15 protein-coding genes and 1 tRNA gene are annotated in these 15,935 nt (G+C 34.2%); 13 read left to right on the forward strand and 3 right to left on the reverse strand.

Annotated features, from left to right (window positions below; all coding sequences use genetic code 11):
• Positions 1 to 27: 27 nt before the first annotated feature.
• Both ACTU6T_RS04925 and ACTU6T_RS04930 read right to left on the reverse strand, forming a co-directional pair.
• Positions 28 to 618, reverse strand: a complete 591-nt coding sequence (locus ACTU6T_RS04925; protein ID WP_460220146.1) for a HupE/UreJ family protein — start codon at positions 616 to 618, stop codon at positions 28 to 30.
• Between the two features lie 85 nt (positions 619 to 703).
• Positions 704 to 785: transfer RNA gene (locus tag ACTU6T_RS04930), tRNA-Leu, on the reverse strand.
• Between the two features lie 145 nt (positions 786 to 930).
• Between ACTU6T_RS04930 and ACTU6T_RS04935 the strand changes: the two genes are divergently transcribed.
• From ACTU6T_RS04935 to pth, 3 genes are all read left to right on the forward strand, one after another.
• Positions 931 to 1,872: a ribose-phosphate pyrophosphokinase gene (locus tag ACTU6T_RS04935; protein ID WP_460220147.1), complete on the forward strand. Its 942-nt coding sequence runs from the start codon at positions 931 to 933 to the stop codon at positions 1,870 to 1,872.
• An 82-nt stretch (positions 1,873 to 1,954) separates the two neighbouring features.
• Positions 1,955 to 2,608 (forward strand): 50S ribosomal protein L25/general stress protein Ctc, encoded by a 654-nt coding sequence (locus ACTU6T_RS04940; RefSeq protein WP_460220148.1) that lies wholly within the window; start codon positions 1,955 to 1,957, stop codon positions 2,606 to 2,608.
• A gap of 146 nt (positions 2,609 to 2,754) precedes the next feature.
• Complete coding sequence (pth, locus tag ACTU6T_RS04945) at positions 2,755 to 3,321, forward strand: aminoacyl-tRNA hydrolase (RefSeq protein WP_460220149.1); 567 nt, start codon at positions 2,755 to 2,757, stop codon at positions 3,319 to 3,321.
• Between the two features lie 58 nt (positions 3,322 to 3,379).
• Here the strand turns inward: pth and ACTU6T_RS04950 are convergent, their stop codons facing one another.
• Positions 3,380 to 5,419 carry a zinc-dependent metalloprotease gene (locus ACTU6T_RS04950; RefSeq protein WP_460220150.1) on the reverse strand — a complete coding sequence of 680 codons (2,040 nt, stop codon included), beginning with the start codon at positions 5,417 to 5,419 and terminating at the stop codon, positions 3,380 to 3,382.
• A gap of 220 nt (positions 5,420 to 5,639) precedes the next feature.
• Here ACTU6T_RS04950 and ACTU6T_RS04955 point away from each other — a divergent pair, with 220 nt between their 5' ends.
• From ACTU6T_RS04955 to ACTU6T_RS05000, 10 genes are all read left to right on the forward strand, one after another.
• On the forward strand, positions 5,640 to 6,566 hold the full coding sequence (locus tag ACTU6T_RS04955; RefSeq protein ID WP_460220151.1) for a bifunctional riboflavin kinase/FAD synthetase: 927 nt from the start codon (positions 5,640 to 5,642) through the stop codon (positions 6,564 to 6,566).
• On the forward strand, positions 6,563 to 7,885 hold the full coding sequence (locus tag ACTU6T_RS04960) for an HTTM domain-containing protein (RefSeq protein WP_460220152.1): 1,323 nt from the start codon (positions 6,563 to 6,565) through the stop codon (positions 7,883 to 7,885). Before ACTU6T_RS04955 ends, ACTU6T_RS04960 begins: the two co-directional genes overlap by 4 nt.
• A gap of 41 nt (positions 7,886 to 7,926) precedes the next feature.
• Positions 7,927 to 9,195 carry a serine--tRNA ligase gene (gene serS, locus ACTU6T_RS04965; protein ID WP_460220153.1) on the forward strand — a complete coding sequence of 423 codons (1,269 nt, stop codon included), beginning with the start codon at positions 7,927 to 7,929 and terminating at the stop codon, positions 9,193 to 9,195.
• A gap of 415 nt (positions 9,196 to 9,610) precedes the next feature.
• Positions 9,611 to 11,386 carry a tetratricopeptide repeat protein gene (locus ACTU6T_RS04970; protein WP_460220154.1) on the forward strand — a complete coding sequence of 592 codons (1,776 nt, stop codon included), beginning with the start codon at positions 9,611 to 9,613 and terminating at the stop codon, positions 11,384 to 11,386.
• Positions 11,387 to 11,392: 6 nt separating this feature from the next.
• On the forward strand, positions 11,393 to 11,905 hold the full coding sequence (locus tag ACTU6T_RS04975) for a GNAT family N-acetyltransferase (protein WP_460220155.1): 513 nt from the start codon (positions 11,393 to 11,395) through the stop codon (positions 11,903 to 11,905).
• A 59-nt stretch (positions 11,906 to 11,964) separates the two neighbouring features.
• Positions 11,965 to 12,288, forward strand: coding sequence for a DUF4286 family protein (locus ACTU6T_RS04980; RefSeq protein WP_460220156.1), 324 nt, complete (start codon positions 11,965 to 11,967; stop codon positions 12,286 to 12,288).
• A gap of 4 nt (positions 12,289 to 12,292) precedes the next feature.
• Positions 12,293 to 13,072 (forward strand): 16S rRNA (adenine(1518)-N(6)/adenine(1519)-N(6))-dimethyltransferase RsmA, encoded by a 780-nt coding sequence (gene rsmA / locus ACTU6T_RS04985; RefSeq protein WP_460220157.1) that lies wholly within the window; start codon positions 12,293 to 12,295, stop codon positions 13,070 to 13,072.
• 14 nt (positions 13,073 to 13,086) lie between these two features.
• Entirely contained in the window at positions 13,087 to 14,460 is a 1,374-nt protein-coding gene (mgtE, locus tag ACTU6T_RS04990) for a magnesium transporter (protein WP_460220158.1), read from the forward strand.
• Between the two features lie 122 nt (positions 14,461 to 14,582).
• A complete protein-coding gene (locus ACTU6T_RS04995) occupies positions 14,583 to 14,948 on the forward strand; it encodes a cupin domain-containing protein (protein ID WP_460220159.1) in 366 nt (121 codons plus the stop codon).
• Between the two features lie 49 nt (positions 14,949 to 14,997).
• A complete protein-coding gene (locus ACTU6T_RS05000) occupies positions 14,998 to 15,933 on the forward strand; it encodes a 2-hydroxyacid dehydrogenase (protein WP_460220160.1) in 936 nt (311 codons plus the stop codon).
• The last annotated feature ends 2 nt before the right edge of the window (positions 15,934 to 15,935 follow it).

The raw sequence follows: 15,935 nt of genomic DNA on the forward strand, positions 1-15,935 counted from the left end.
CAAAACTTATATTGTTATGTCAATTACCTAATTAAAAAACTGACTATCTATTAGCATTGGTAATACAAAACCTACAACAATAGCCGATATAACCATGACCCAATCTCGTTTAGAAAATCTGAAAATAGTTTGACATAAAAAACTTAAGAACATAGCAATAAAAGCGATAAATAATTGACCAACTTCAATACCAATACCAATTTCTAAAAGTGCTAGAAGTTCATTTTCAGAATTAGAAATCATTTTTTCAAAAGTATCCAGAAACCCAAAACCGTGAATAACTCCAAAGCACAAGGACACAAAAAATAATAGTCCAATTAGAGAGCCATGTGATTTTTTTCCAGCAGTAAACACATTGAATAGCCCTATAATTAAAATAGTCATTGGAATTAAAAATTCTACGAGTCTTACATTAACACTAATAACACTATAGACTGCCAATGCTAACGCTAAACAATGTCCTACAGTAAACATGCTAATGTACAACAGCACGCGCTTCCAGTCCTTAAACAGGAAAGGAATAGTAAGAACGACTAGAAACAAAATATGATCGTAGGCCTTGAGATGGACTATATGATAGACACCATCATGAAAATTTGATAGAAAATTGTCAATCATAGTAATTTTTTATTTGGGTTATATCAAAGTTACGGGATTTAATTGATACTAAAAAAGGCTTTAACAGTGATGCTAAAGCCTTTTGTACTCAAGGTGGGAATCGAACCCACACGACCGAAGTCACTGGATTTTGAATCCAGCGCGTCTACCAATTCCGCCACTTGAGCAATTTTGGACTGCAAAACTATAAAATAATTTATTACAATCCATTAAAAATAGTAGCTTTTATGCTTTTGCAGTCCAAATAAATTCCTAAATTTGCACCTTGTTAAAAGAAAACGTGTATTACGGCACTTAAACAATTCATTACCAATGCCAAACGGAACTACTGAAGCTAAAATTTTTGCTTGTGGACAAAGTAAAGAACTTGCTGAGAAAATCGCGGTCACTTTTGGTGTCCCATTAGGTAATGTCATTACATCCACATATAGCGATGGCGAATTCCAACCATCGTATGAGGAATCTATAAGAGGAACACGAATTTTCATCATTGGATCTACACATCCTGGTCCAGAAAATTTAATGGAAATGCTACTAATGATTGACGCTGCTAAACGTGCATCGGCAAGACATATTACAGCTGTACTTCCTTATTTTGGATGGGCAAGACAAGATCGTAAAGATAAACCAAGAGTTCCTATCGCAGCAAAATTAGTTGCTAAAATGCTTGAAGCTGCTGGCGCAACGCGTATCATTACTATGGATCTGCATGCAGATCAAATCCAAGGCTTTTTTGAGAAGCCTGTAGATCATTTATTTGCTTCAACCATATTTTTACCATACTTAAAGTCTTTAGCATTAGATAACTTAACTATTGCATCTCCAGATATGGGAGGTTCTAAAAGAGCTTATGCGTATTCTAAAGCATTAGAAAGCGATGTTGTAATATGTTATAAACAACGTGCTAAAGCTAATGTAATTTCACATATGGAACTCATTGGTGATGTTACAGGTAAAAATGTCGTATTGGTTGATGATATGGTTGACACCGCTGGAACATTAACAAAAGCTGCCGATTTAATGATGGAAAAAGGTGCACTTAGCGTTCGCGCAATTTGCACACATCCAATTTTATCAGGTGATGCTTATAATAAACTTGAAAACTCTAAACTTGAAGAATTAATCGTAACAGATTCAATTCCTTTAAAACAACACAGCGAAAAGATTAGAGTGTTAAGTTGTGCTAATTTATTTGCTGAAGTAATGCATAATGTACATTACAACAAATCAATTAGCTCAAAATTTTTAATGTAGTTTCGACTACACAAAACAACCAAAGCTAATGTATAGCTATGGTAATAAATTAGAATATTAATAATAACTATAAATTTTTAAAATGAAATCAATTACAATCAATGGATCTCAAAGAGAAAGCGTGGGCAAGAAGGCAACGAAAGCCCTACGTAATGCTGGTCAGGTTCCTTGCGTATTATACGGAGGAGACCAAAACGTGCATTTCTCTGCACCAGAATTGGCTTTCTCAAAACTTGTATACACGCCTAATGCGCATACAGTTGTGATTGCCTTAGACAATGGCGAAACTTATGATGCTGTTTTACAAGACATTCAGTTTCACCCAGTAACAGATAGAATCTTACACGTAGATTTCTACAGATTATTCGAAGACAAAGAAATTGCTATGGATATTCCTGTGCATATCATTGGAACATCTAAAGGTGTTTTAAATGGTGGTGTTCTTCGTAGAAACAGACGTAAGTTAAGAGTAAAAGCCTTACCAAAAAACTTACCTGATTTCTTAGAAGCTGATATCACTCCACTTAAAATTGGAAATAAGCTTTATGTAACTGCATTAGCGGGAGAAGGTTATTCACTTTTACATTCTGATAATACTGTTGTTGTTCAAATTAAGACAGCTAGAACAGCGGTAATAGATGATGAAGACGATGAAGATGAATTAGAAGAAGGTGCAGAAGGAACTGCAGCAGAAGGAGGAGATGCTCCAGCAGCTGAAGCGCCAGCTCAAGAATAGAACACATTTTTCTATAATTATTAAAAGCATTCTATTTATTTAGAATGCTTTTTTATTTTTACGTAAATTAAATTATTATCTGGAAGTTTATACGTAATTTATTTAATTGGAACTCGACATCATTAGATGTTGAAGATACAGACTCTATGAAAAAATTTCTAATAGTCGGGCTTGGTAATATTGGAGACAAGTACGCAAATACAAGACACAATATAGGTTTTAAAGTCTTAGATGCTTTAGCTGAAAAAGAAGATTTAAAGTTTGAAACTCAAAAGCTTGGAGACTTAACCACTTATAAATTTAAAGGACGAACATTCATTCTCTTGAAACCTAGCACTTACATGAATTTAAGCGGTAAGGCAGTACTCTATTGGCTTACAAAAGAAAAGATACCGCTAGAAAATTTACTCATTATTACAGACGATCTTAACCTTCCCTTCGGAAATATCCGATTAAAAACAAAAGGAAGTGATGGTGGTCATAATGGTCTAAAAGACATTCAGCATAAATTACAAACCACTAAATACAATCGATTCAGATTTGGAATTAGTGACGAATTTAGTAAAGGAAGACAAGTAGATTATGTCTTAGGAGAATGGACTAATGAGGAATCAGAAAAGCTTCCAGAGCGTTTAGATAAATCTATAGAACTCATAAAATCTTTCGGAACAGCTGGTGTTAACAATACTATGAATACCTTTAATGGAAAATAAAAAGAGCGGCAATATTGTCGCTCTTTTTATTTAATAATGACAGAATAATAATAATATATTATTCTACTATGATTTTCTTTGTGATGTTCTTAATACCATCACTAACAGTTACCAAATACATTCCAGTTTGAACATTATTCAATCGAACAACTTCACTAAAGTTAGATGTATTTTCATAAGTATTAGATAAGATTCTTCGTCCTCTAATGTCAAATACATCAACATTGATAGCTTCACTAGATGGCGAATTTAATGTAATCGTAAACTCCCCTTTATTAGGGTTCGGGAACATTGAAAATCCTTCAAAGATATTTTCTCCTACTGATAGTGAACTATCAAAACAAATCTGTACTGTAAATTCATTTATACTACCTCCATCTTGATTGGTGTCATCAAAAACAGTTAACACCCAATCTCCAGCAGACATTTCTCCATAAAGTGTTGATAAATCGCCTTCTGGAACAAATGAACCGGTGAAAGGAGCTGACCCAGCTGTTATAGACGTTGAAGCTTCTTGGTCAAAAACCGTATTGGTATAATTGGCTGTGTTATTAGCTCCATTATCTGAAGTCAATTCCACAACAGTCCCTGCTGGGCTAGTTAATGTTATATCTAAATCATTCACCCAAGTATGAGAAATATCTATCGTAACATTAATATCTAAAATTGGAACATCTGGTACAACAGATACTGTAGATATTACAGTTGGAGTTCCAGAGGCCGATATAGAAAGCGGTGTATCTGTAGCTGTGAAATTAGTACAATCTACACAATTATTAGCCAAGGTAACGTCTATTGACTTTGTTACCGAGTTTGAGGTTCCTGTCACAGTAATTGTATAATCACCTAAAGTACTACCAGATAAATTACCAATTGTCATTGTAAAGTCTCCATCGGTATTGAGTGATGTTGGACTAAACGTAACTGTGGTACCAGCTGGTTGTCCAGTAGCAGAAAACGTTGTAGTCTCATTAAAATCCATAATCGTTGAATAAGAGAATGAAAACACAGCCTGATTGTCTGTTGTAGGGCAACTAAACACTTCACTCTCATCTGCAGCAATATTAAAATCTGGTAATGGCGGATCACAAACACCAGGCTTAATTGCCGGTGCTATGACACTTGTGATATAAGCATCTACTGCATTCATTTGCTGCGGAGTAAACATATACATACATGCATCATTTACATAATCCATATAGTTCATATGTAATACACTTTGTCCTCCTACACAACCTGGTTGAGATCCAGGAGCCGGACAACCATAAGTCTCTTGACCAGTATTTGGTGTATCTGTAAATCCATCATCAGTAGCACAAGAAGGTCCACCTGGCCCCCAAGGATGAGCCAAAGTATAGAAATGACCTAATTCATGTGTAGTTGTACGACCTAAATTAAATGGTGCTTGAGGGACAATTCCTGATCCAGGGCATCCAGCACCTGTTCCTAAAGTACCTAAATTCATTACTACAGCTCCTCCATTAGCTAAACTTCCTCCTCCTGGAGAATATCCTAATAGACCAGCTCCAATATTTTTAACCAAAAAGTTCATATAGCCCACAAAATTGGCATCTTGTTCTGGAAATCCAGATCCATTGGCAAAATTATATCCAATGGTAACCGCAGGTTCGCCTTCAAGTAATTCAGGATCCACACCTGGAGGGTGATTTGATACCGCTAAACAAAATTCAATATTAGCCGCTCCTGGTTGTAGTGCAGGATAAAAAGCACTTGCCGCTGCCCATTGAGAAATATCTGCGTTTGTCGCAGAATAATCTGCATTCAAAACATCTACTTGAGATTGAGCCAAAGCCACTAAACAATCTCTATCTGCTTCATTTCCTGTTGGAAAATGTACTGCCACTGGGATTACTATAGTTCCAGTACCTCTCTGGCTATAGTCACCATTAGCTCTTCTGTCTAATTCAGCTTGAAATTTTAATTGGTTTGCTTTATGCTGTTTAGCAAACTCAGGGTCTTTTAGTGCTTCTTTCATGTACTCATCTGTAGCACAAGTTCTATTCTGAGAATAGCCAATAAGCGTACACAAGAGTATTAAAATTGCACAAATTGATTTAAAAGTAAAGTTCTTTTTCATAGAATGGTTGTATTAATTTAAATGTGAAATCTGTAAAATTTCACCAAATCTAATGAAAATCATGTATTTTATTAGGTTTTTTTTAACAAAAAATCAATTTTTAACGGTTTAAAATTGACTAATCCGAAGTTCGATTAACTTTTTTTACGAATTACAAATTAATCGCATTCTGAAATATGACAGTTTTAGGTTTATCGTTATTTTTACCAAAAAACAAGAATTGCATTCAAATAGTTCAAATACTAAATTTAAAAATGGCTCAGTAATTACAATAGGGACATTTGATGGGGTACATATTGGACACCAAAAAATCATTGAACGTTTAGTCAATACAGGAAAAGAAAAGCAATTAAAATCTGTAGTACTAACTTTTTTTCCGCATCCAAGAATGGTATTGCAACCTGATTTTAAAATGGAGCTTTTACATACCATAGATGAACGCCAAAGCATTCTATCCAACTTTGGTTTAGATGAATTAATAATTAAAGAGTTTACTAAAGATTTTGCTAACCTTTCTGCTCATGATTATGTCAATAAGGTTCTCGTCGAAGAACTCAATGTAAAACACATAATAATTGGATATGACCATCATTTTGGCAAAAATAGAACGGCCAATATTGAAGACCTTAAATCATTTGGAAGCATCCTTGACTTTACTGTTGAGGAAATTTCGGCACAAGATATTAAAAATGTTGCTGTAAGCTCAACTAAAATAAGGCAAGCGCTATTAGACGGAAATATAGAAAAAGCAAACTCATTTTTAGGATATCCCTATTTCTTAACAGGAACTGTCATTGAAGGAAAGGGCATCGGCAAAACCTTAACATTCCCAACAGCAAATATTGCGATTGAAAAATCATACAAACTCATCCCAAAAAATGGTGTTTATGTTGTAAAATCGGTTATCGATAACACCAATGTATTTGGTATGATGAATATAGGTGTCAATCCTACTTTTAATCAGAACAAACGATCTATTGAAGTGCATTTCTTTAATCTTGATGCCAACCTTTATGGTCATACTTTAAAAGTAGACCTGCTTCATCGTTTAAGAGATGAGTATAAATTTGAATCTATTAAAGCACTTCAATCTCAACTTGAGATCGATAAAAGAGAAGCCTTAGACTATATCAAAAAAAATACATGAATAAATTTTTGTTTAAACATATAGACAATAGTTCGCTAATAGTATTTAGAATATGTTTTGGTGCCTTAATATTTTTGGAAAGTATAGGTGCCATATTTACGGGTTGGATAAAACGAACACTTGTTGAACCTCAATTTACATTTAACTTTATTGGTTTTGATTGGTTACAGCCATTACCTGGTCAATGGATGTATGTTTATTATATCATCATGGGCATTTTTGGCATATTTGTAATGTTTGGTTATAAATATAAAATGAGTATGTTAGGATTTACGCTATTGTGGTCTGGAACTTATCTGATGCAAAAATCATCTTATAACAACCACTATTATTTCTTAATGATTCTAAGTGCAATAATGGTCATTTTACCTGCGCATCGCTATGCATCAATCGACGCTAAAAACAACCCAAATATTAAACGTATTTCAATGCCCAATTGGTGCCGTTGGATATTTATAGTCCAACTATTCATTCTATACACTTACGCATCAATTGCAAAAATATATCCTGACTGGCTAGATTTAAGGGTTCCAGAATTATTAATGAAAGCTAAACAACATTATTATATTGTAGGAGACATACTCCAAACTAAATTTATGCACTATCTGGTAGCGTATGGAGGCATTCTATTTGATGGTCTCATCATACCTCTTTTGCTCTGGAAAAGAACACGTAAGCTAGCCTTTTTTGCTTCTATTTTCTTTCACTTGTTCAACTCTATCGTTTTTCAAGTTGGCATATTTCCGTATTTATCTTTAGCTTTTGCGGTATTCTTTTTTGAACCAAAAATCATTCAAAAGCTATTCTTAAAACGAAAGCCGCTTTATATAGAAAACAAAATATATACGCCTAATTATGCTATGCCGCTAAAATTAGGATTAGCCATTTATTTTATAATTCAAATAGCGTTACCATTACGCCAACATCTATTTCAAGATAATGTGTTGTGGACAGAAGAAGGTCATCGACTCTCTTGGCGAATGATGCTTCGTTCTAAACGTGGAAATACTAGCTTTAAAGTTGTCGACAAAGCAACTAAAAATGTCACTCGAATTAATTTAAAAGATTATCTCACCAAAAAGCAGATTAGAGCAGTAAGTGTTAAACCAGATTTTATGTGGCAATTTGCACAACGGTTAAAACAGGATTTTTTAGAAAAAGGCCAAGACATTGAGGTCTATGTATCATCCTACGTTAGTGTAAATGGAAAACCAAGTCAGCAACTAATTGACCCTAATGTTGACCTTGCCAATGAAGAATGGTATCATTTTAAACATCACGAGTGGATTTTACCTTCAAATCAAGATGAAAATAACTGACAATTACGTAAATTTGGCGTTTCAAAATATAGAAGAACACCATGTTACAAGTTGCATTTATTAGAGAACACAAAGCAGAAGTTATCAAACGTTTAGCCAAACGTAATATTGATGCGTCTCAAATGGTCGATAACGCCATTGCTTTAGATGAAGAGCGAAAACAGCTACAAACTCAATTAGATAATACCCTTGCAGAATCTAATAGTATCTCAAAAGAAATTGGCAACCTATACAAATCAGGAAAAGCTGCAGAAGCCAATATTCTAAAAGAAAAAACCAAGCAACTTAAAGAAGACTCTAAGACTCTAAGCGATCAGCTCAATGCTAAAGCAGAAGCGCTAACAGAAGTATTATATCAAATCCCCAACGTACCACATGCATCAGTTCCTGCAGGCAACTCTGATGAAGACAATGAAGAGATCTATACTGAAGGAGATATTCCAGCATTGTTTGAAGGTGCACTCCCGCATTGGGAACTCGCAAAGAAACATGATATCATTGATTTTGAATTAGGAAATAAGATTTCTGGTGCAGGTTTTCCAGTTTACAAAGGAAAAGGCGCGAGACTCCAACGTGCACTCATTGCATACTTTTTAGATAAAAATACAGCTGCTGGTTATACCGAATATCAATTACCTCATTTGGTTAATGAAGCCTCTTGCTATGGTACAGGCCAATTGCCAGATAAAGAAGGACAAATGTATCACGACTCTCGAGACGACCTATACTTAATCCCAACAGCCGAAGTTCCTGGCACCAATGTGTTTAGGGATGTGGTTTTAGCTGAAAGTGATTTACCAATTGGTATTACTGGATACACACCTTGTTTTAGACGTGAAGCTGGAAGTTACGGCGCTCATGTAAGAGGATTAAATAGATTACATCAATTTGATAAAGTTGAAATTATACGAGTTGAACATCCTGATCATTCTTATAAAGCCTTTAACGAGATGATTGAACATGTAAAAGATATTTTGCGTGAATTAAAATTACCATATCGTATCTTACGCTTGTGTGGAGGAGATACTGGTTTTCCATCAGCAATGACCTATGATTTTGAGGTCTTTTCTACTGCTCAAGATCGTTGGCTAGAAATTTCTAGTGTATCTAATTTTGAATCATACCAAGCCAATAGATTAAAACTTCGCTTTAAAAATAGCCAAGGCAAAAATGAATTAGCACACACATTAAATGGAAGTTCATTAGCCTTACCTAGAGTACTTGCTGGCATTTTAGAAAACTATCAAACTAAAGATGGGATACAAATCCCTGAAGTTTTAATCCCATACACAGGATTTGATTCAATTTAATAATTTGTAAGAATTTTACTATTAATTATCGTTTAAATGCTAAAAAATAACGTTGTTCAACGATTTTTTAGCATTTTTCTTTGTTTTTCAATTTATAATTATGATGTTAGTAATCCCAATAAGAACTAACCTACTTATTATGAAAAATATTAAACGCCTAGTACTGCTTGTAACTTTAATTGTTATGGCAAGTAAAGTCTTTCTTTAATAGTAAAGATTAAAAATACGACCTTAAAAAAGCCAAAGCAGAATAATTGAATCATTTTGTAAAGAATAGATTAATAGCACATTTATTTTGTTGGTAATGCCTGAACTTGCGTTTAGGCATTTTTTTTTGCCGTTTAACAGAACAATTATAAAAACATTCACAATATCTCGTAATTGCATTTGTTATATTTACATAAATTAATCATGTATGCGTCATATTTTAATCATGTTAGCTCTTTTTAGCTGTGGCCTTTTGTTTTCTCAAAGTGAACAATTGGCAGATGATTATTTTAAACGCGGTGAATTTGAGAAAGCTCTTCTATCTTATCAGAAGCTCAACGAAAAAAAGAAAAGCTCAAAGTATATCTATAAAATTATAGAAACCTTGCAGCAATTAGAACGTTATGACGAAGCACAAGCGGTTATCGTACAACGCATAAAGGAAATCAACTACCCAGGGCTTTTAGTAGAATTAGGTTATAATTATCAACTAAAAGATAGTACAGATCTGGCCAACAAGTACTTTAAAGAAGCTATCGATAAAATCGTAGAAAAGCCAACTTATACTTATAGTATCGCTAAAAAATTTGAAGATCATTCTTTATTAGAACAGGCCTTAATAGCCTATAAAAAAGGAATGGAAATTAATCCAGAACTTAACTTCAATATGCAAATGGCGCGTATCTATGGCGAACAAGGAAATATCGAATTATTATTTTCTAATTACCTAGACTATATTGAAGCCAAACCAACATTTCAAAGTAATGCTAAGCGTGTGTTTAGTGATTTTGTCTCCGAAAACAAAGAAAATGAAAACAATCTCATCTTAAGAAAGTTATTGCTAAAAAAACTGCAATCTAATCCAGAACCATATTGGTATGATTTATTAAGCTGGTTGTACATTCAACAAAAAGAATACAACAAAGCCTTTACCCAAGAAAAAGCATTATATCGTAGAACTCGAGAAAGCTTGAGTCGAATTTTGGATTTAGCATTAACTACTGTTAAAGAAAAGGAACGTGATATTTCAAATTCTATCTTTGAGTTCATTTTGGAAAATTCTCAAGATATCGACACACGATTAACAGCGCATCAATATATGTTGGATATTGAAATCGAAAATGCTAATACTTCTCAACTTGATGATATTGATAAAAAATTTAATAGTCTTTTTGAGCAGTATGGTAATTACGAGCAAACCATAGCATTGCAAATTGCCTATGGAAATTTCCTTGCTTTTCACAAACATCAACCAAAAACTGCGAGTGCTTTTCTGAAAAAGAGCTTAGACTTAAATCTATCAACTTTTCAAGAAGCAACAGTAAAACTAAAATTAGGAGATATTCTTGTCTTTCAAGAGCGCTTTAATGAAGCCTTGATCTATTACACACAAATTCAAGCTAATCTTAAAAACAGTACGATTTCGCAAGAAGCTAGATTTAAAGTAGCAAAAACTAGTTACTATAAAGGGGATTTTGATTGGGCCGAATCTCAACTAAAAATTTTAAAAGCATCCACATCTCAACTCATTGCAAATGATGCCTTAGAGTTAAAGCTGCTCATTTCAGACAATAAAGATGAGGATTCCCTTCAAACGGCTTTAAAACTCTACTCAAAGGCTGATTTGATGTCATTTCAAAATAAAAATGAAGATGCAATTGCTTTAATTGATAAAATCTTAACCGAACACAAAGGCGAATCTATAGAAGATCAAGCTTTATTTATGCAAGCCAAACTTTTCGAAAAAACGAAACAAATCAACAAAGCTGTAGCAAGTTACGAATACATCATTGCTAATTATAGAGATGAAATTTTAGCCGATGATGCATTATACTATTTGGCAGAACTCTGTCAAAATCAACTAGAGCAACCCGAGAAGGCAAAAGATCTCTATGAAAAAATCATCTTTAATCATCAAGACAGTATCTATTTTATTGAAGCCAGAAAGCGATTTAGAATGCTTCGTGGTGATGCGATAAACTAATAATTTATGATTGTTGCAGAAACCAACAGACTCATTCTTACTAAAATCACAATAGATGATGCGCCTTTTATACTCGAGCTTATGAATTCTCCTGGCTGGTTAAAGTATATAGGTGATCGTAATGTCAAAACTATTGACGATGCTAAAACCTATCTCAAAAACAATCAACTTAAAGCTTATGAAACTCAAGATTTTGGCTATTATAAAGTGCAATTAAAATCTGAAGGTTTAAAAGCTATAGGATCTTTTGGATTATTGCAACGTGATACTCTTGAGCATATTGATATTGGATTTTCTTTACTTCCCAGCTATGAAGGTAGAGGTTATGGTTTTGAAGGTGCTTCTGCTTTGATGAAACTGGCTAAAGATACCTTTCAAATAAAAACCATATGCGCCATTACACTTCCAGAAAACAAACCCTCTATTCATCTATTGGAAAAATTAGGCTTATCTTACCAAAAAAGAATAAAACCTTTTGATGACGACGAAGAACTTCTGTTATTTGCAAAAGATTTATAACTTTTAAATATGTTGAGCACTGGTTTTAATTGAAGTGAGCAACACAATAAAACAAACACATGTATATCTACAACGTAACAGTTAATGTTGACGATACTATTCATGACGAATGGTTACTCTGGATTAAAGAACATATACCGCAAGTATTAGCAACCGGAAAATTTGAAAAAGCCACTTTATCAAAGGTATTAGTTGAAGAGGAAATGGGAGGACAAACCTACTCTATTCAGTACCGCTCGTATTCTAGAGAAGCACTCGATGCCTACTATAAAGAAGATGCAGAACAATTGAGAACTGACGGACTGAAAAAATTTGCTGATAAAATGCTAGCCTTTAGAACCGAACTTCAAATTGTAGATGAATATTCTGTGAAATTCACCTAAAACTATGTCTGTTAAAGCAAAAAAACATTTAGGTCAACACTTCTTAACCGATGAGTCCATCGCTGAAAAGATAGCCAATACATTAAGTCTAAATGGCTATGAGCATGTGTTAGAAATTGGTCCAGGGATGGGAGTGCTCACCAAGTATTTATTGGATAAGCCTCTAAAAACTCATGTTATTGAAATTGATACCGAATCGGTAGAATACCTAAAAGCAAATTACCTCAATTTAGCAAATCGCGTGTACGAACAAGACTTTCTAAAATATGATTTAACTAAAATTTTCAATAATGAGCCTTTTGCAATTATTGGTAACTTTCCATACAATATTTCAACACAAATCGTATTTAAAACTTTAGAAATGCGTGAACAAATTCCTGAATTTTCGGGCATGTTTCAAAAAGAAGTCGCGCAACGTATTTGCTCAAAAGAAGGATCAAAAGTATATGGTATTCTTTCTGTTTTAACACAGGCCTTTTATGATGCCGAGTATGTATTTACAGTACCCCCAACTGTATTTAATCCGCCACCAAAAGTAGATTCGGGTGTCTTAATACTAAAACGTAAAGCGAACTTTAGCTTGCCAGTTGATGAAAAGCTATTTTTTAGAGTAGTAAAAACCGCTTTTCAGCAACGTAGAAAAACCTTACGTAATAGCTTAAAAGCCTTTAATCTTTCAGATAATTTAAAAGCAAATGTTATATTTGGCAAACGTCCTGAGCAATTAAATGTGGATTCATTTATAGAACTCACACAACTCATTGAGAATGACGCCATCAACTAGTAAGACCATCCCATTTGAGCGAAGAGAAAGAACATATTCAATTTGAACTTACCGATGAACTCATAGAGCAAGTAGAACTTCTTGTCGCTAAACAAGGTAACAAGGAATTAAAAACGCTGTTGTCTGAGTTTCACTACGCTGATATTGCCGAAATTCTAGACGAGTTAAACCTCGAGGATGCTGTTTACGTCATCAAGTTACTAGATTCTGAAACCACTTCCGATATCATTACAGAATTAGATGATGATACTCGAGAAAAAATTCTTGAAAACTTATCTGCGAAAGAAATTGCTGAGGAAGTTGAAGAACTTGATACCGATGATGCTGCAGATATTATTGCCGAACTTCCTGAAGAACGACAAGCTGAGGTAATTTCAAGAATTGAAGATGAAGAGCACCGAGAAGAAATTACCGAATTACTTACTTATGACGATGATACGGCTGGTAGCTTAATGGCCAAAGAATTAGTTAAAGTCTACGAAACCTGGACAGTTGCTGGATGTTTACGTCGTATTCGAGGGCAAGCTAAAGAAGTGACCAGAGTACACTCCATTTATGTGGTTGATAAAACCGATAAACTTATTGGTCGACTTTCACTTAAAGATTTAATCGTTGCCAAAAGTGAACAAAAAATAGCCGATATCGCCAAAGATAATGTGGATTACGTTAATGTAAATGACGATGTTGAAGATGTAGCAAAAGTCATGGCAAAATATGATTTAGAGGCCATACCTGTGATTGATGACGATCAAATACTAGTTGGAAGAATTACTATTGATGATATTGTTGATGTATTAAAAGAAGAAGCCGAAAAAGATTATCAAATGGCTGCTGGTCTTACTGGTGATGTTGAAGCCGATGATAGCATTATCGAATTGACCCGAGCTCGATTACCTTGGCTGTTTTTAGGCCTAATTGGAGGTATTGGTGCTTTTTTAATTATGGAAGGTTTTGAAGAAGCATTTAAAGGTGAAGCATTTGTCCTGTTCTTTTTCACGCCTTTAATTGCCGCGATGGCAGGAAATGTTGGTGTACAATCTAGTGCTATTATAGTCCAAGGTCTTGCCAACGATGATGTTAAAGGTAGTATCAATAATCGCTTAATAAAAGAAATGTTCCTTGCGGCATTAAACGGAACCATTTTAGCCTTATTCTTATTCTTATTTGTATGGATCTCAAAAGGAGATTTTATAACAGCGCTTGCCATTTCGGTATCATTAATCGCTGTAATAATAGTTGCCGGAATTATTGGAACATTCGTTCCACTTTTCTTAGATAAAAGAGGTATTGACCCAGCTATTGCCACAGGACCGTTTATTACAACGAGCAATGATATTTTCGGAATCCTAATCTATTTCTGGATCGCTAGACTAATACTAGGAATTTAATCATTAGCGCGTTTCCTTTCAGGTCGTGCTCTCACAAGTCGCTCTCTTTGAGGAGCTCCAACAAATGTTCCATCACTAACGCAAAAAGATTGTAACTTTATACTCAACAAAGTTATTTCATTATGAAACCTATCAATATTAAAGAAAAACACAGTTTGTTTTCTAAACAATGGCACCCTCATCGTATTGCTACAGTCGACAACATGCAAGTCATATTAGCCAAAATTAAAGGTGAATTTGTCTGGCATAGTCATGATAAAGAAGACGAATTATTTCAAGTTATTAAAGGCACTTTATATATGCAATTTAGAGATCGTACAGAGGTGGTCAACGAAGGAGAAATTATCGTTGTACCAAAAGGAGTTGAACATAACCCTTCGACTAAAAATGGAGAAGAAGTGCATTTATTATTGTTTGAAAAACTTGATACAGCTCATACTGGAAACGTCAAAGATGAAATGACCCAAACTGAATATCCCGAAATTTAAAACTTAATTAAAATATCACACTGAGCGCAGTCGAAGTGTCTCCATATTTATGAAAATATTACATCTAGATAGCAATCACGATTTACTCATTGAGCAACTCAATGACTTAGGATTTAAAAACGATGAAGATTATACGTCTTCTAAAGATGAAATTATTCAAAAAATTCATAATTATGATGGCTTCATTATTCGCAGTCGTTTTAAAATAGATGCTTCATTTTTAGATGCTGCTAAACGTTTAAAATTTATCGGTCGTGTAGGTGCAGGTCTAGAAAATATAGACTGTGATTACGCAATCCAAAAAAACATTTCGCTCATTTCTGCTCCAGAAGGTAATCGCAATGCCGTTGGAGAACACAGTTTGGCCATGCTACTTTCCCTCTTCAATAAACTAAACAAAGCTGATAAAGAAGTTAGAAACGGTCAATGGCAACGAGAGGCCAACCGTGGAATAGAACTAGACGGCAAGACAGTGGGCCTCATTGGTTATGGTAATATGGGAAAAGCCTTTGCTAAAAAACTACTCGGCTTTGATGTTGAAGTACTTTGCTATGACATTAAAGCTCATGTTGGTGATGAGAATGCTACTCAAGTTTCATTACAAACACTTCAAGATAAATGTGATATATTAAGTTTGCATACTCCTGAGACACCTTTAACTATTAATATGATCAATTCTAAATTTATTGAGGGCTTTTCAAAATCATTTTGGCTCATCAATACAGCAAGAGGAAAGAGTGTTGTAACTAAAGACTTGGTATCTGCATTAAAATCGGGTAAAATTTTAGGAGCTGGTTTAGATGTTTTAGAGTACGAAAAATCATCTTTTGAAAACCTATTCTCTTCAAATATGCCAGAGGCTTTTACATATCTCATTTCAGCAGACAATGTAATTTTATCTCCACATGTTGCTGGATGGACTGTCGAGAGTAAAGAAAAACTAGCTCAAACTATTGTAGATAAAATAAAAGCAGAATTTTGCTAAAT

The organism is Psychroserpens citreus (assembly GCF_055686305.1).